We start from the raw sequence: 17,083 nt of genomic DNA on the forward strand, positions 1-17,083 counted from the left end.
TTCGGCGTAGGTGTCGCGCTGCACGTCGATCGACACCAATGCCGCGGAACGCGAATGCGGACGCGTGTATGGATCGTTCATGACGTTCGGTCTAACACAACGGGGCGATCCCGCGCTTGCCCATCCGGTCGGCTGTTGGCCGGCCACCTCGTCGGATGTCGCCGATTTGTAACCAAAAACGTTTGCTGAACGACAGTTAGGGTATGTATTGAAGTAGCAGAATCTCGAAGGGATGGCCACGATGCGTAGAGCGGTTCGACATGTGCTGGTCGCGGCAGCGGTTGCCGCGCTGGCACTCGCGGGATCGGCCAGCCCCAGCGTGGCCGCAATCGCACCGCCGCACCCCACCCCCTCCGTCGCCTCCATCCAACCGGCCAACGGCGCAGTGGTCGGCGTGGCCCACCCGGTCATCGTCACGTTCACCGGCCCGGTCGCCGACCGCGCCGCCGCAGAGCGGTCGATCAAGGTCAGCTCGCCGACCCACACCACGGGACGATTCAGCTGGGACAATGACCACGTCGTGCAATGGATTCCCGAGACCTACTGGCCTTCCCACAGCCACGTGGCCGTCGAGGTGCACGGCCTGTCAACGGGCTTCGACACCGGCGACGAAGTATTAGCTGTCGCCAGCATTTCCGCGCACACGTTCACCGTGAGCGTAAACGGTGAGGTACTGCGCACCATGCCGGCGTCGATGGGTAAACCCAGTCGCCCCACGCCGATCGGGTCGTTCACCGCACTGTCGAAGGAACGGACCGTCACGTTCGACTCCCGGACCATCGGCATACCGCTGAGCTCGCCGGAGGGCTATCTGATCCAGGGCCAGTACGCTGTGCGGGTCACCTGGAGCGGTGTCTACGTGCACTCGGCGCCGTGGTCGGTGGACTCGCAAGGATACGCCAACGTCAGCCACGGCTGCATCAACCTGAGCCCCGACAACGCCGCCTGGTATTTCGACACCGTGCATATCGGAGACCCGATCGAAGTCGTGGCGTAACAGCCTAGAACTGGCCGCAATTAGGTGTTGTCGCAACACCGTTGAACCGGCCCGCGATCCACTGCATCGCCGGTTCACCGTCGACCAGCATCGGCAACGCATGGTTGATCACGAGCTTGTTGAGAAACGGCGGCTCCTCGTTGGTGCGGAATTCCACGTCGGCGCCCTGCGCGCACCAGTCGCGGCCCAGCTGATTGGCGGCCGTCCACGGCACCAGCGGATCGAAACGATTGCTGTTGATCAGAACCGGCGCATTGGGTTTGTAGCGTCCGATGCGCTGCAGATCGAACAGCGTCTGAAACGGTTCACGGTGCACCAATTCGTGGATGTCCTCGGTGAAGTACGGCTGCAGATGGCGGAACATGAACTTCATCAGGGTTTCCCCGACGCACTGGTGCCGTGTCTTGGCCAGCAGATCCACCCCCCGCGGCGTCAGCTTCTCCCGAATCGCCGCCTCGGCTTCGGGATAGGTCGCGATCACCGAGTTGAGCGCATATCCGACCACGCCAACAAGCACGCTGCCGTCGGCGTAAGGAAACAACTCCATCAAATCCGCCGGTGGCGCACCGGCATAGGTGCCGACCACGTGCAGGTCCGGGCCATAGGCCGACGCGAGCTCGGCGGCTGACGCGGCCGCTCCGCCGCCCTGTGAATAGCCCCAGAAAGCCACCGGGCCATGCGGATCCAGCGACGTGTCGGGCAGCCGCATCGCCGCCCGCGCGGCGTCGATCAGTGCCTGCCCCTCGGCCACTCGGCTCACGTACGTGTGAACCCCTGGGGTGCCTAGACCTTCGTAGTCGGTCATCACCACCGCGAAGCCGCGGGCCACCATCGTCGCGACGAACATCTCTTCGTAGTTGAACATGATGTCCAGCCACGGCGACCAGTGAATGCCCTGGTTGACCATCCGCGACGGTGCGCATTGATCGCCCTGGCCCTGCGTCCCGGGGGCATACGCGATCAACGGGCGCGGCCCTTCGCCCGGCCATGGATTATCCGGTTCGAAGTAGGTGCCGGTGATGGCGTTGGGCCTGCCGCGGGCATCGGTGCTGCGGTACATGATCCGGGTGCCGGTCGCCACGAACGCACCCAGCTGCCCGGACGGCTCCAGCACCAGGCGCGACGGCTCGGTGCGGATCAGGTCGCCGGGCTGGCCGGGCGGCAGCGGGTCGGGCGGCGTATAGAACTCGTCGTACTGGCTTTGGTCGCCCTCCTGCTCGAAGTCGACGTCGGCGCGTGCCGGCACTTCGGCGAAACACCATGCGGGACAACAGAAGAGCAGAACGGCGGTAAAGGCGGTCAGCGATCGTCCTGCGTGCACGCCCGGAGAGTACAGGCCGCGGAGATCGACATTGTGCGTTTTCAGAGATTTCCGTATCCGAATCGGGAAATCAGGCTCTCGCCTCGACGGCGGCGCTCCCGTTCCAGCAGTCTGGTAGGGGAGACCGTCCGGGAACAAGGAGTTCGCCATGCCACCTGCGAAAGCCCGCGCCGTCCGATTCGACCGCTACGGCGGTCGTGATGTGTTGTATGTGGCTGAGATTGACAGGCCATCGCCCGGCGAGGGCGAAGTACTCGTCGAAGTCATGGCCGCCGGCATCAATCCCGGCGAGGCGGGGATTCGGGTGGGCGCGATGCATGAGATGTTCCCGGCCACCTTTCCCTCCGGCGAAGGCAGTGACCTGGCCGGTGTCGTGGTCGACGTCGGGCCGGGCGTGACCCAATTCTCGGTCGGTGACGAAGTGCTGGGATTCAGCCTGCGCCGGTCGAGTCACGCCACCCACACCGTCGTCCCGGTGGAGCAATTGATCCCCAAACCGCCGCAAATGAGTTGGGAGGTCGCGGGTTCGCTCTACGTGGTAGGGGTCACCGCCTATGCCGCGGTGCGCGCGGTTGCGCCGCAGCCGGGTGAGACGGTCGCGGTGTCGGCGGCCGCCGGCGGGGTCGGCAGCCTGGTGGTGCAACTGCTGGTTCAGCGCCGGACGCGGGTGCTCGGTATCGCCTCGGCCCGCAGCGCCGAGTGGTTGCGCAGCCACGGCGTGGTTCCGGTCGAATACGGTGACGGCTTAGCGGAGCGGCTGCGCGACGCCGCCGCCCCCGATGGCATCGATGCGTTCATCGACCTGTTCGGGCCCGACTATGTCCAGCTTGCCGTCGACCTCGGTGTGCCCCCGGACCGGATCGAGACCATCATCTCGTTCGCCAAGGCCGCCGAAGTCGGCGCCAAAACCGAAGGCAGCATGGACGCGTCGACGCCGGAAGTGCTGGCCGAGATGGCCGAGCTGGTGGCCAGCGGCGCAATCGATTTCGACATCGCCGCCACCTATCCCCTCGACCGGGTTGCCGACGCGTATGAACAGCTCGAGCAGCGGCATACGCACGGCAAAATCGTGCTGCTGCCGCAACCGCTCAACCGATACCAGCCTCGACGATCTTGACGACGACCAGCGCAGTGCGTCGAAACCGGGCACCCCGGCGGTGGCAGCCGCCGGGGTGTCCCGGTCCGACACGTCAGTTGCGGTGGACGTCGATGTGGATTGGGTGCCCGCCCAGCGAAGCGGTGATCACCGCCGGCGCCATCCGCGACACATACAGGTTGGCCCGCTCCTGCGGAGTCAGGTTGCGGCGTGCCCGCAGCCGGCCTACGGCCCGCCGTCCGGCGTGCAGCATTGGTGAAACGCGGTGTGCAACAACGAAAGCCATGATCTTCTCCTTGCCGGTAAGCCCGACCGGCGAGGACTGCGCGAAGACGCGTCAGGCGGCGCGAAGGCCGCGACCGGGTCGGGACGAAACGGAAATGGGCTGCGGATAGGGACAATCGCTCGGACTCATCTCGCCCTCACCTCCTCACGGCCAGGACACACGCGGGTGTCACCACAGTGCGTGCACAAAGAGGAATGAGCGCCCGCGGCGAATCCGCTGGGCACGCACCCCTCTCGTCGGAACTTCGGCACTGCACGGCGTATCCGGACTGCGTCCGGAAGCCACTTGGGCTCAACCCTTAGACCGGGAAGAGCTGTCCTGACCCGGGGCGTCTCTCGACGTTCGGGGTCAGTGGCCTGTATCCGTACAGACGCCTCACCTACCGAGGTGCTGCGCGTTCCATGGTGGCATCCAGCCCGGCGCCCGTCAAACGCAGGCGGCACCTACGCTCAAGACATGGCTACCACCCTGCAGGACCCCAGAGTTGCAACGGCACTCGACCGGATGTACGCCGCGGCCAACGAACAGCTGCCGAAGCTGCGCGAGGGCGGCGGAAGAATTGCGCAGTCATCCGCCGGCGCACAGGAACGCGCTGACGCGATGAGCGAGTTCTATATCCCGGTGACACCGGAGGCCGGTCGGCTGCTTTACGCGCTGGTGCGGGCGGCTCGCCCGGCCACGATCGTCGAATTCGGCATGTCGTTCGGTATCTCCGCCATCCACCTTGCATCGGCGGTACGAGACAACGGCAGCGGCCGGGTGGTCACCACCGAGCTGAGCGCCAGCAAGATAGCAGCGGCACAACAGACCTTCGCCGAGACCGGATTGGACGACTTGATCACCGTTTTGGACGGCGATGCGCTGGAGACGCTGAAGGAGCTCGACGGGCCAGTCGACTTCGTCCTGCTCGACGGCTGGAAAGAGCTGTATCTGCCGGTGATCAAGTTGCTCGAACCACGTCTGTCGACGGGAAGTCTCGTCGTCGCCGACAACACCGAAATGGCCGACACCCAGCCCTATTTGGACCACGTGCGCAACCCCGACAACGGCTACGTCAGCGTCAACTTCCACGCCCGGGAAAGCGACAGCATGGAAATCAGCTGCCGCGCCGGGTGATTAGCCGCAAGCCACCTTTCGGCCGTACGGCCGGGCCGTGGAACGTCAATATTCACTACGACGCCAAGCTCGACGCATCCGTGCCCGATGGCGCAGTTTCTGCGCTGGACGTCGGATGCGGTGACGGGTTCTTGGCCGCGCGCTTGTCGCGGCGCGTACCCCAGGTGGTCGCGGTCGACGTAGACAGGCCGGTTCTGGAGCGGGCCAAACAGCGCTTTGCGGATGCGCCGGTGCAGTGGCAGCACGGCGACGTCCTCGTCGCCGCAGGCGAACTGGGCCGCTTCGATGCCGTGGTGTCGAACGCCGCTTTGCATCATTTCCCGGACACCCGCGTGGCGTTGCGGTGCCTGCGTGACCTCGTAGGGCCCGGAGGGACACTGGCCATCGTGACGTTCGCGCGTGCCGGATGGCGAGATCTGCCATGGGCGTTGCTCACCCTCGCGCTGCGGGGAATCGCGATCCGGCTGCGCGGCAAGTGGGAACACAGCGCTCCCACGGTATGGCCGCCGTGCGACACCGTTCATCGACTGCGGCATCATGTCCGGGCCGAACTACCGGGTGCTGAAGTATCGCGACTTCTCTTGGGGCGCATCTTCATCCGATGGCGGGCACCGGCTACCTAAGCGATTCCTCCAGCCAGGGCGTCAGCCACTTCACCGCCTCCTCGGTGGGGTGGACGCCGTCGCTGCGCACGGTGATGCCGTCGACCTTGGCGGTGTAAACGCCGTCGGGACACAGCTTTTTCTTCAAGTCGAGTATCCCGACGTTGCGGCGCTGTCCAATGGTGCTGCGCAACAACGAGTTCCACTCGTCCACCCGCTCGGGCTGGTCCTCCGGGTACAGGCTGCCGTCGGGCCTTTCGCCGCGGCGGCTATACGGCAGGTTGGCCACCGTCACCGGCGCCCCGGAAGAGCCCAGGATGTCGAGTGCCCGTACCAACTCGCCGGTGATGTAGGCGTCGAAAGCGGGATCGCCGATGTGCGTCCAGCGTCCCTCGTTGACCCGGTCCACCGTCTCCCAGCGGCCGACGACCAGCAAGATGGCGTCCGGCCGGTCCTCGGCGATCTGCTTGGACCATCGGCTCGGCCACGATTCACATTCCGATTTCTGGTCCAAGGTCTGGCCGAGGTATTTGTACGGGCCGCCGCGCACCAGGCTGCAACCGATGACGGTGTGGTCGACGAAATCGAATCCCGGTGTGGGCGGCAGGAAATGCATCAAGGTCCAGCCGATCGAATCGCCGAACACCGAAACCGTGAACGGGCGGTGCGGATCTCGCTGACCGACGGCCCGTGCGGGGCGGGGTCCGCTCGGCGGCGACGGCGACACCACCGCGACCGAGGAGATGCCGGGCGGCAGGCTGCTGTCCGACCTCCCACCGGATTTGACGCCCACCGGCACGACCATCATCGTGATCGCGGCGGCCGTCGCGGCGGTGGCTCCAGCCAGTGGCAACAGCGGCACCCGGGCGGGACGCCACTTGCGGACGGGCTGTTCGATCAACCACCACGACGCGACCGACACGGCCAGCGTGGCCGCGCACCGCACGGCGAACAACGACAGCCCCGACCATCCGGTCCGTTGGCCGTTGAGCACCAGAAAGATCGGCCAATGCCAGAGGTAGACGCCGTAGGAGATGACGCCCAGCCACACCAGCGGACGCCACGACAGCACGAGGGCCACGGGCCCGCGCTGGTCGAGCGCAACCGGCGCGATCACCACAACGGCCGCCACCGCCACCGCGATCAGCAGGCCGTGCCGGAATTCGGGGGCGCCGCCGGTCGCATAGTGGGCGGCGGCCGCCAGCCCGCCCAAGCCGATCACCGGCAGCAGTCGCGCGGTCCACTTGCCCCAGCGGGTCCGGATCAGCGACCAGCCGCGGTTCAGCGCCGGCCAATCGCCCACCAGCAGCGCAGACGCCGCCGCACCGGTCAGCAGCGCCTGAGCTCGGGTGTCGGTGCCGAAGTAGACCCGGTCCCGGGTGGCGTCGGAGGCGAGCAGGATGGCCAGGGCCGCTGACGCCAGCGCACCCAGAGTGGCCAGCAGGAAGACGGTCAGCCGCACTCCCCCCAACGTCGCCAGCCTGCCTCGTCGGCGGGCGCGGGCCGCCAGCACCACAGCGACCGCGACCAGCAGCAGCGGCCACACGATGTAGTACTGCTCCTCCACGCCCAGCGACCAGGCGTGCTGCAGCGGTGACGGCGGCGCGCCCTGACTGAAGTAGTCGGTCTTCTGCGCGACGAACATCCAGTTGGCGGCCCAGAAGAACGCGGCGACGGCCTCGTCGCGCAGCCCGGCAACAGACTCGGGCGAAAACAGTTGCCGCCCAACCGCTACGGCCAGCACCATCAGCACCAGCGCCGGCAGCAGCCGTCGTGCCCGTCGAATCCAGAACCCGGTCAGGTCGATGCGACCCGTGCGGCCGAGTTCATCGAGCAGCAGCGAAGTGATCAGGAATCCGCTGAGTACGAAAAAGATGTCGACACCGAGGAAGCCGCCGCCCATGCCGGGAATGCCGCCGTGGTCGGCGAGTACCAGCGCGACGGCCACCGCGCGCAGACCGTCGAGCGCCGGAATGCCGGGCCGCCGGTCGCTATCCCGCGGCGTGGAAAGGCGAGAGCGCGGGCCCGGGGCTACCCAGCGGGGCCGTCGAACGCAGCGAACCGGCGCGGGATACTCCCCGGCCGGTCCCATGCGACCGCTTACCTCGTCGGTGTCGGTGTCGTTGTCGCCGCCGATACGTCGCAGCTCCTCCCTTTTTGGATCAGAGCCAGTTTAGGTGCGAAGCTGCTGCATACCGGGGATGACACGCCCTATCGCAAGGTGGGGTCACCACCTGCTCGCGCCACCTCGGCGAGCACTTCGGCAGTGTCGGCGCCGAGTTGCGGGGCAGGGCCGGCGACCCGGCCCGGAGTCCGCGAAAACCAGGTCGGCACACCGGGAAACCGCACCGCGCCGTGCGGCGTGTCGACGGTCTCGAAGAATCCGGCGGCGTTGAGGTGCGGGTTGTCGAACAGGTCGGCGGGCGTGCCCAGCGGTGCCGCCGGTATTTCCAGTTCGCGGAACAGCTTCAGCCATTCTTCGGTCGTCCGCTCCGCCAACGTCTCGGCGAGCAATGCGTAGACGGCGTCGATCTGGCGGGCCCGCGACTCCAGCGTCGCGTACCGCGAGTTGGCCCAGGGCGGTCGCACCGCGTCGATGAACGCCGCCCAATGCTTGTCGTTGTAGATCAGCGCGGCGATGTGGCCGTCGCTGGTGCGATACGGCCGGCGGTTGGGCGCCACCGTGCGCGGGTAGACCGCCGGGCCCAGCGGCGGGTCGAACATCGCGCCGTTGGCGTGTTCGACGAGCATGAACGATGCCATGGTTTCGAACATGGCGACCTCGACCTCCTGGCCCTCACCGGTACGTTCGCGGTGGAACAGCGCCATCATCGTCGCATAGAGCGCGGTCAGGCCGGCGACCTTGTCGGCCATGATCGTTCCGACGTAGCTGGCCTCACCGGTCAACTGCTCCTGGACCGCGGGCAGCCCGCATTCCGCCTGAATGGTGTCGTCGTAGGCGGGCAGATCCCGGTCCGGCCCGCGCCGGCCGTAGCCATAGCAGTTGGTGTAGACGATGTCGGGCTTGATCGCCGCGACGTCGTCGTAGCCGAATCCGAGCTTCGCGATCGCCTTGGACCGCATCGAATGGATGAACACGTCGGCGGTTTCCACCAGCGACCGCAGCGCCGCCTTGCCGGTGTCGGTCCGCAGGTCGAGGACGATGCTGCGCTTGCCGCGGTTCACGTTGACGAACACGCCGCTCATCGACGGCTCGGGTCCCACCGAGATGTAGCGGGTGTTGTCACCTTCGGGCGGCTCGACCTTGATCACGTCCGCACCCATGTCGGCCATGATCTGGGTGCAGTACGGCCCCATCACCATCGCGGTGAGATCGACCACCCGCACCCTGGCCAGCGGACCGCCGCTAGTCAAGCCGCACCATCTCGAAGCTGTAGCGCAGGTGCTCGGCGTGACCGTTCGGCACGACGGGAAACACCAACGGCGCGTTGGCATCACGAATGGCGTCCAGCTGCTCGGACACCTGCTCGATAGACCACGACGGGCGGAACACACCCGGCGTTTCGGCGACCACTGCTCGCGCCACCCGGCCGGCGACCGAGATCAGCATCTCACCCGTGATCGGACAGGATTCGTGGGCCAGCAGCCCCACCACCGGCGCCACGAGCTCCGGCTCCATCGCCGGATACGCCGAAACATCCAGGCCCTCAGCCATTCTGGTGACCGCTGACGGAACAATGACGTTGCATTTCACGTTGGCGGCGGCACCTTCCAGCGCGACGACGTTGGACAAGCCGATGACGCCGGCCTTGGCGGCAGCGTAGTTCGCCACGTCGTGATTCCCGTACAGGCCGCCGATCGACGACGTCAACACAATGCGCCCGTAGCCGGCGTCACACATCAGCGGAAACGCCGGCCGCACCACGTGAAAGGCGCCGCGCAGGTGAACATCCAGCACCGCATCGAAGTCCGCGTAGCTCATCTGGACCAACGGTGCTCGACGAATGGTGCCGGCGTTGTGGATCAGAATGTCGATGCGGCCGTAATGTTGCAGCGCCGCGTCGATGATCGCCGCACCCCCGGCGGCCGTCGCCACCGAGTCCGTGCACACGACGGCATCGCCTCCCTCAGCACGGATTTCGTCGGCCACCCGGTCAGCGGGCCCAGGGTCGACGCCGTCGCCTGTCAGGCTGCCACCGGTGTCGTTGACGACGACCTTGGCGCCGCGCGACGCCAGCAACAGGGCGTAGGCACGGCCCAGACCGCGGCCGGCGCCGGTGACGACGGCCACCCGATCGTCGAATCGCAGTTGGGTCACGTTCCCAGCACCAGGCCCTCGAGATCACCCTTGTCGCGCCATTGCGACAGCAGGTCGGCGAACGCGTAGAAGCCCGGGCCGTACGGCTCACCGAGATGGGACCGGATGCCCTCGCCGCCACCTCCGCCTTCGTTGTTGTAGTAGCCGGGCGTGCATTGCGCGTCGAAAGCCGAGTTGTCGATGGCGGTTTCGCGGATTGTCCGACACCACGCCTCCTGCGCCTCACGGCTCGGTTCGACGGTGGTCGCGCCGCGGGCCAGCGCCTGGGCGATGATGTAGGCGATGTGCTCGCCCTGTAGCTCGTAGTTGGCGGCGATGTTGGCGGAGATGCCCACTTGGGTGAAGCCGGTGAAGAACTGGTTGGGGAAACCCACGCTGGTCATGCCGTGCAGGGTCTTGTACCCGTCGCGCCAGTAGTCGAACAGCGACAGGCCGTCGCGGCCCTCGATCGTGTCGATCGAATAACGGCGGCTGATCTCGGTGGTGATCTCGAAACCGCTGGCGTAGATGATGCAGTCGACCTCGTACTCGATGCCGTTGGCGACAAGCCCCTTCTCGGTGATGCGCTCGACCCCCTTCGACGACGACACGTCGACCAAGGTCACGTTGGGCCGGTTGAACGTCGGCAGGTACTCGTCGTTGGAAAGCGGCCTCTTACAAAGGAACCGGTAGTAGGGCTTCAGCGTCTCCGCGGTATCCGGGTCCTCGACAATGCTGTCGATGCGCCGCCGCAGTCGCTCCATTACTTTGTAATCTTCTTCCTCCCGGATCGCCATGAACTGCTCGGGCGTCATCGACGCCGGATCCTCCAGCGCCAGCACCCGCGCCGCCGTGTTGCGGCCGAGCTCGGTCCAGAAGTCGCACACCAGGTCCGGCTGACCTAACGCCATTCCCTCGAACGTCCAGGCGTGAAAGTTGCGTTGCCGCTCTTTTTGCCAGCCGGGCTGCAGGGACTTCACCCATTCGGGGTCGGTCGGCGCGTTGTTGCGCGCGTCCACCGACGACGGAGTGCGCTGAACCACATACAGATGCTTGGCATGTCGCCCCAGGAAGGGCACGATCTGCACCGCAGTGGCCCCCGTGCCGATGACCGCGACGCGCTTGTCGGCCAGCTTGTCCAGTCCGCCTGTGGTGTCCCCGCCGGTGTAGTCGTAGTCCCACCGCGACGAGTGGAAGCTATGCCCCTTGAAGTCCTTTATGCCGGGGATTCCGGGTAGCTTCGGCCGGTGAAAGGGCCCCGACGCCATGACGACGAACCGAGCGCGGATGTCGTCGCCGCGGTTGGTGCTGATCCGCCAGCGCTTGAGCTCCTCCTGCCAATGCAGCGAGCGGACCTGGGTGGAGAAAATCGCTGAATCGTAGAGGCCGAAATGCTTTCCGATGCGCCGGCAGTGCTCGTAGATCTCGGCCCCGTCGGCGAACTTCTTGGTCGGCATGAAGTCGAGCTCTTCGAGCATCGGTATGTAGCAATAGGATTCGTTGTCGCACTGGATACCGGGATAGCGGTTCCAGTACCAGACGCCGCCGAAGTCCCCGCCCAGCTCGATGATCCGGACGTCGTCGACGCCTGCCTTCTTCAGATGGGCTGCCGTGAGTAGACCGCCGAAGCCGCCGCCCAGTACGGCGACGTCGATGTCCTCGCAGATCGGATCGCGGCGCGTCACCGGCGTGTACGGATCGGATTCGTAATAGCCCGCGAAGTCGTCCTCGAGTGCGATGTACTGCTTGGAACCCTCTGGGCGCAGCCGCTTCTCGCGCTCCTGGCGGTACTTTTCACGCAGCGCGGAGATATCGACGTCATCCGGTGTCTGGGTCGGCTCGCAGTTCACCTGAGCTCCTTCGGTTCACCCGTGCCCATGTATTTCGACAGCTGGTAGTGCAGGTTGACGGTGCTGCGCTCGCGATATGGATTTGGCTTGGTGCCGGGAAACCCAAGGGATTTCATGCCCTGCTGCACGGCTGCCATGTTGGAGAAGTCCTGCGGCAAGACGGACAGCCAGTTGGGATCGCCCACCGGTGTGTGGATCCACTCCGTTTGCGGCTCTTTCCCTTTCGGAAAGAGCTCGAATACTGCCACCTCGAAGATGCACTTGTTCGGGTCGTAGCTCGGGTCGGGCCGGGCGCTGTAGCACAGCGCGCTGGTGAGGCCTTGTCCGATCTGGAAGTTGGGGAAGATCTGCCACGCGGTGCCGCTTTGGCCCAGGATGTCGGCCGGGATCGTCGGCCAGATCACGCCTCGCGCGGCGTCGTCGCGACGCGCCGAGGACAGCCAGTGTTCGAGGACCTTGTCGGCCGGGGTGTTCTCGGGCAACTCGTCGACCAGCCGCAGCGCGGCGTCCACCAGCGTCTGGGTGGTGGTGGCGTTGGTTTCCTGCAGCGTGTAGAGCTGCATTTCCGCGGTCGAGACACGAGGATCGGCACCGGTGCCGAGTCGAACCTTGGACTTGGTGGCCTCGAGCTCGTGGGGTGCGTCGTAGCCGATGTTGCTGTGCTTACCTTGCGCTTTGGCCCAGCCTTTGAATTCGCCGAACTTGTTGAATTCCGGATGCGTGGTCGCCACATGGTACGTCTCGTTGAAGGCCTCCATCGCGACCTTCCAGTTGCAGTCGAAGTGCAACCACCGCCGCCATTTGTAGCGCATGTTTTCCAAGCCGAACGGCTCGAGAATCTTGGCGGCCGGATACAGATAGTCCATCAGCGGCTCGCAGTCCGCATCCATGTTGATCCACAGCCAGCCGCCCCAAGTGTCCACCCGCACACTTGCCAGATGTGTGTTCTCGGCGGTCAATACGCCCTGCCAGTCGGCTTGTTCGCGGATGTATGTGCACGCACCGTCCAGCCCGTACGTCCAGCCATGGAACCCGCAGACAAACGACTTTCGGGTGCGACCGCATGCGTTCTTGGCGCCCTGCGGGGTGTCGATGAGCCGGCGGCCGCGGTGCATGCACACGTTGTGGTGGGCCTTGAACTCGTTAGGCCCAGTGCGCACGACGATGATCGAATCGTCAAGGATGTCGTATGTGAGGTAGCTGCCCACCTCGGGAAGCTCCTCGACCCGGCCCACCTGCTGCCATACTTTTCGCCACAGCTTGTCGCGTTCGGCGCGGGCATAGTCTTCGGCGATGTAGGCTTCAACCCCGATTGTCGCAGGCGCGGACAGTTCCTCGCCGTTAGTGCTCATCGCCTCCTCCTCCCGAATCCGTTTCGTCCCAACGTTTTATGGCCTCGCGGAAGGACTCGTCGGCGAGGAACAGTGAGGTGTTGTCCGCGCCGAGGTGGCTCCATCTCAGGCTCAGCCCGCCGTCGACCAGAAGCGTCTGCCCGGTGATGTAGCTCGACAGATCGGAAAGCAGGAACAGGATGGCACCGGCTTGTTCCTCTGGCCTCCCGCGACGGCCCATCGCAATTGCCCGGCGGTCACGGTCCGGGTCTTCGTCGACGTAGGTGCGTGAGGCCGCCGTCTCGGTGACCCCGGGGGCCACGGCGTTGACCCTGATGTTGTCCAGCGCCAGTTCGACCGCCATTGTTCGGGTCATCGCCGCCACCGCCGCCTTGGCCGTTCCGTAGGCAATATGGAAGGGTGCAGTGTTCATGCCGCTGATCGAGGAAATCGACACAATCGAACCGGGCTTTCGGTGCTTCCTCAGCTCCGCGGCGACGGCCTGGCTCATGAAGAACGCGGTTTCCAGGTTGGCGTTGAACAACTCTCGCCAGTCGCTGCGACGCACCCGCGTCGAGGGCATCCAGGTCGAGGGCGCGGCGCCACCTGCAACGTTGACGAGCCCGTACAACTCGCTGGGGGTGGAGCGCACCTGCTCGATGACTGCGGCAATACCGTCGTCGGTCGACGCGTCGGCGGCCACCGGGATCACCGAGAGGCCTTGCCGCGCAAGCGGCGTCACATGCTCGTCGAGGTTCTCCTTGGATCGGCTCACCGCGATCACGGTGGCCCCTGCCTCGGCCGTCATGCGCGTCACTGTTGTGCCGATGCCGCCGCCTCCGGCGCCGGACACCACGACAACGCGGCCATCAAGCTTCAGAAGATTTTCCATAAGCTACCCAGCCGGGTCTGGCCCAAAGCCGAGGATCGCCTTGGTTTCCAGGTATTCCTCGAAGCCGAACTCGCCCCATTCGCGCCCGTTTCCGCTCTTCTTGTAGCCGCCGAACCCTGCGCTGAAGTCGAATCCGTCGTTGATGACCACCCACCCCGACCGCAGCCGACGGGCGACGGCGCGGGCCTCCTCGAGGTCGTTGCCGGCAACGTAGCCGGCCAGGCCGTAGTCGGTGTCGTTGGCGATTTCGACGGCCTGATCCAGGTTGTCGTAGCCCAGGATCGACAGCACCGGACCGAAGATTTCCTCGCGGGCAATCGTCATGTCGTTGGTGACATTGGCGAAGACCGTCGGCTTGACGTAGTAGCCGATTTCCAGCCCGTCGGGACGACCCGTCCCACCGGTGACCAAGGTGGCCCCCTCGTCGATCCCCTTCTGGATCAACGACTGGATCTTGTCGAACTGGGCCCCGGACACCACCGGGCCGAGCGCGACATCGGTTGTGGGATCGCCGACCGTGAGCTTTTCGGCGGCGTCTCGGGCGATCTCGGCAGCTTCGGCCATGCGGGCGTTGGGCACGAGCATCCGAGTCGGCGCGCTGCAGGACTGACCGGAATTGCTCATCATGTTGGCGACACCGGCGTTGACGCCGGCGGCGAAAGCCGAATCGTCGAGGATGATGTTCGGGCCTTTACCGCCCAGCTCCTGGGTAACCCGCTTGACGGTTGGCGCCGCGTTCCTTGCGATCTCGACACCGGCGCGGGTCGATCCGGTAAAGGAGATCATGTCGACGTCGGGGTGGCCGGCCAGCGCTACGCCCACTCCTGGACCGTCGCCCTGTACAAGGTTGAAGACACCGGCGGGAACTGCGGCGGCGTCGAGGATCTCGGCGAAGATCTGGGCGGAGAACGGTGCGATTTCGGATGGCTTGAGCACCATCGTGCATCCAGTGGCAAGCGCGGGAAACACCTTGACCGCAACCTGATTCATCGGCCAGTTCCACGGCGTGATCAGCCCGCAGACACCGATCGGCTCTTTCACGATCAGCGTGGCGCCACGCTGTTGCTCGAACACGTACGCCTTCAGAACCTCGATGGCAGTGTTCAAATGGCCGAGCCCGAGCCCGACCTGAGGACCGGCGGCCAATGCGGCCGGCGCGCCCATCTCTTCGGTGATGGCCGCGGCGAGGTCGTCGGCGCGTTTCTGGTATTCGGCGAGGATCCGTTGCAGGACGTCGAGGCGCTCGTCCCGGCTGGTCTGCGACCAACTCGCGAAAGCGCTTCGGGCGGCCCCGACCGCCGCATCGACGTCGGCGCTCGAGCCGAGCGCGACCTTGCCGCAAACCTGCTCGGTCGCAGGGTTTTCGACGTCGCGGATATTCAGTTCGGCCGGCTCGACCCACCGCCCGCCGATATAGAACTGGAGATTTTCGCGCATCACTGGGTTCCTTCCGCGTACCAGGTCCGAAATTCGTCGTAGCTCGGCATCTCCTCGGAATTCACTTTGGGGTCGATCGGCACGTGGACGACGCCGACCTTGCCGCTGGCGTATGCCCTTTCGATGGCCGGCCCGATGTCCTCGTTGCGCTCGACATATTCGCCGTGGCAGCCGAATCCCTCGGCGATCTTGTCGAACCGCACATCGGTGCTCCAGTGCACGCCGGTCTCCAGCGAGCCCTGGCCGAAGGTGCGCTTGTAAACCCCCACCTCCAACCCCCACTGATGATCGACACCCACGACGCAAACCAGCGGAAGACCCAGGCGCGCCGCGGTTTCCAGCTCCGCAATATGAAACATGAACGACGAGTCGCTGGTGAGCAGCATCACCGGGCGCTTGCGCCCGTCGGCAACCGACGCGCCGACGGCATAGGGCAGGCCGGTCCCGATGTGGCCGAAATTCTGATTCCAGATGACGTCGTGCGGCTTGGCCTGCGAATAGGTCCACTGAAAGATGACCGTGGCGCCACCGTCGCGGACCAGAATGCCGTCCGCCGGGAAGGCCTTCGTTGCCTCGACTACGAAACGCGCTGTGTGCACGGGCGTTTGGGACGGTGCCGTCTTCGCGAGCTCTGCGATGCGAGCAGCATCCCGCGTGACCCACTCGTCGAGATCGGCGGAGGCCGCCCGCGGCGAATCCTTCAGCGCCTCCACCAGCTGCGGAACAATCGCACGCAGATCACCGACCAGCGGGACGTCGATTCTTCGATTGACGCCGATCGCCGTGGGATCGAGCTCCACAGCGATCCACTTGCGGTTGGCGTCATTGGCGGCCCAGTGCCGCCCCTTGCCGTAGTGCACCGGTTCGCCGAGTTCGGTGCCGATCGCGATGCACAGATCGGATTTCACCACGGCCTCGACGGCCGAGGGCGAAAACCCGTAGGGGAACGTGCGGTCCTCGATGCCCTTGATGAACGCGGTGCCCCCGGATGTCTGGATCACCGGGCAGTTCACCAGTTTCGCGAGCGCCTCGACCGACTCGCCCGCTCGTGCACACTGCACCGCGTGCCCCACCAACAGAATCGGCTGGTTTGCTTTTCTGATCAGCTCAACCGCCTTGTCGACCATCTGCGCACTCGCGCCCTGGTTGACCAGACGGTAAGCCTGCGGCGGCAACGGTGCGGGCACGTCGAGTTCTTCTTGAATGACGTGTGCCGGGTATTCGATGTAAGCCGGTCCGGGAGTGCCCGTCTGGGCGCTGCGCAGCGCTTCGCGAACGATCTCGTCGGTCTGGTCGGCGTATTCGATGCTGGCGGCGTATTTCACCGACGGCGCGAGCAGCGGCGTCTGCGAGACGAACTGGATGCGGCCGCGGCGCACACGCTGTTCGGTGATCCGGGCTCGTTGACCGCCGAGAAAGATGACCGGCGAATTCTCGACCTTCGCGCACATCATCGCCCCGGCCAGATTGGCCAAGCCGGGCCCGAGCGTGCCGATGCACAGACCCGGCTTGCCGGTCATGCGCCAGACAGCGTCGGCCATGAACCCCGCGCATTCTTCGTGGTGCGGCGCGACGACGTCCCAGCCGCGCTGCTCCGCGGCGTGAAAGAGGTGGACGAAGTTCGGGTCCGGAATGCCGAACAGCGTCTTGATGCCCTCTGCTTCGAAGAGATCGAGGATGCGCTCGTACACCTTGACGGCCATGTCAGATCTCCCCAACGCGCTGGATCACCGTCACTGCGGTAACCAATTGTCCGGACAAGTATTGGTTTCTCTGCCGGCAGCCGAAGAACCTGGTTCTACGCTACGCAGAACATAATTCACCACGGGTGTGCACGGGTCAAGGGCTCCACATTTTGCCCGTAAGGGCGCTACCGGGGCGCCTCAGACGCCACGTC

At 65.5% G+C, this 17,083-nt stretch carries 14 protein-coding genes and 1 riboswitch; of the genes, 4 read left to right on the forward strand and 10 right to left on the reverse strand.

The window, feature by feature from the left end:
• Positions 1-241: 241 nt before the first annotated feature.
• Positions 242-997, forward strand: coding sequence for a L,D-transpeptidase (locus tag G6N47_RS07255; protein WP_083134128.1), 756 nt, complete (start codon positions 242-244; stop codon positions 995-997).
• 4 nt (positions 998-1,001) lie between these two features.
• On the opposite strand, the gene G6N47_RS07260 is transcribed toward G6N47_RS07255, so the two are convergent.
• Positions 1,002-2,243 (reverse strand): lipase family protein, encoded by a 1,242-nt coding sequence (locus G6N47_RS07260; RefSeq protein ID WP_232080316.1) that lies wholly within the window; start codon positions 2,241-2,243, stop codon positions 1,002-1,004.
• A 223-nt stretch (positions 2,244-2,466) separates the two neighbouring features.
• On the opposite strand from G6N47_RS07260, the gene G6N47_RS07265 reads away from it, so the two are divergent.
• The gene (locus tag G6N47_RS07265; protein ID WP_083134092.1) at positions 2,467-3,435 is read left to right on the forward strand and encodes an NADP-dependent oxidoreductase; all 969 of its coding nucleotides are present in this window, start codon (positions 2,467-2,469) and stop codon (positions 3,433-3,435) included.
• A gap of 73 nt (positions 3,436-3,508) precedes the next feature.
• Here G6N47_RS07265 and G6N47_RS07270 read toward each other — a convergent pair whose 3' ends face one another.
• The gene (locus G6N47_RS07270; protein WP_139799697.1) at positions 3,509-3,700 is read right to left on the reverse strand and encodes a hypothetical protein; all 192 of its coding nucleotides are present in this window, start codon (positions 3,698-3,700) and stop codon (positions 3,509-3,511) included.
• Between the two features lie 221 nt (positions 3,701-3,921).
• Positions 3,922-4,094: riboswitch (M-box (ykoK) riboswitch) on the reverse strand.
• 62 nt (positions 4,095-4,156) lie between these two features.
• Between G6N47_RS07270 and G6N47_RS07275 the strand changes: the two genes are divergently transcribed.
• The gene (locus tag G6N47_RS07275) at positions 4,157-4,816 is read left to right on the forward strand and encodes an O-methyltransferase (protein ID WP_083134093.1); all 660 of its coding nucleotides are present in this window, start codon (positions 4,157-4,159) and stop codon (positions 4,814-4,816) included.
• On the forward strand, positions 4,813-5,439 hold the full coding sequence (locus G6N47_RS07280) for a class I SAM-dependent methyltransferase (RefSeq protein ID WP_232080143.1): 627 nt from the start codon (positions 4,813-4,815) through the stop codon (positions 5,437-5,439). Before G6N47_RS07275 ends, G6N47_RS07280 begins: the two co-directional genes overlap by 4 nt.
• Here G6N47_RS07280 and G6N47_RS07285 read toward each other — a convergent pair.
• From G6N47_RS07285 to G6N47_RS07320, 8 genes are all read right to left on the reverse strand, one after another.
• Positions 5,432-7,510, reverse strand: coding sequence for an acyltransferase family protein (locus G6N47_RS07285; RefSeq protein ID WP_083134094.1), 2,079 nt, complete (start codon positions 7,508-7,510; stop codon positions 5,432-5,434). The genes G6N47_RS07280 and G6N47_RS07285 overlap by 8 nt on opposite strands.
• Before the next feature lie 119 nt (positions 7,511-7,629).
• On the reverse strand, positions 7,630-8,775 hold the full coding sequence (locus tag G6N47_RS07290) for a CaiB/BaiF CoA transferase family protein (RefSeq protein ID WP_372517478.1): 1,146 nt from the start codon (positions 8,773-8,775) through the stop codon (positions 7,630-7,632).
• Between the two features lie 10 nt (positions 8,776-8,785).
• Positions 8,786-9,670 carry an SDR family NAD(P)-dependent oxidoreductase gene (locus tag G6N47_RS07295; protein ID WP_179966433.1) on the reverse strand — a complete coding sequence of 295 codons (885 nt, stop codon included), beginning with the start codon at positions 9,668-9,670 and terminating at the stop codon, positions 8,786-8,788.
• 23 nt (positions 9,671-9,693) lie between these two features.
• Positions 9,694-11,526 (reverse strand): flavin-containing monooxygenase, encoded by a 1,833-nt coding sequence (locus G6N47_RS07300; protein WP_083134097.1) that lies wholly within the window; start codon positions 11,524-11,526, stop codon positions 9,694-9,696.
• Positions 11,523-12,878: an aromatic ring-hydroxylating oxygenase subunit alpha gene (locus tag G6N47_RS07305; RefSeq protein WP_083134098.1), complete on the reverse strand. Its 1,356-nt coding sequence runs from the start codon at positions 12,876-12,878 to the stop codon at positions 11,523-11,525. Before G6N47_RS07305 ends, G6N47_RS07300 begins: the two co-directional genes overlap by 4 nt.
• A complete protein-coding gene (locus G6N47_RS07310) occupies positions 12,868-13,749 on the reverse strand; it encodes an SDR family NAD(P)-dependent oxidoreductase (protein WP_083134099.1) in 882 nt (293 codons plus the stop codon). The genes G6N47_RS07305 and G6N47_RS07310 overlap by 11 nt, the downstream gene beginning before the upstream one ends.
• A 3-nt stretch (positions 13,750-13,752) precedes the next feature.
• Positions 13,753-15,186, reverse strand: a complete 1,434-nt coding sequence (locus tag G6N47_RS07315) for an aldehyde dehydrogenase family protein (RefSeq protein ID WP_083134100.1) — start codon at positions 15,184-15,186, stop codon at positions 13,753-13,755.
• Positions 15,186-16,889 carry a thiamine pyrophosphate-binding protein gene (locus tag G6N47_RS07320; RefSeq protein ID WP_083134101.1) on the reverse strand — a complete coding sequence of 568 codons (1,704 nt, stop codon included), beginning with the start codon at positions 16,887-16,889 and terminating at the stop codon, positions 15,186-15,188. Before G6N47_RS07320 ends, G6N47_RS07315 begins: the two co-directional genes overlap by 1 nt.
• Between the last annotated feature and the right edge of the window lie 194 nt (positions 16,890-17,083).

This window comes from Mycobacterium branderi (genome assembly GCF_010728725.1).
In the GTDB taxonomy this organism is placed as follows: domain Bacteria; phylum Actinomycetota; class Actinomycetes; order Mycobacteriales; family Mycobacteriaceae; genus Mycobacterium; species Mycobacterium branderi.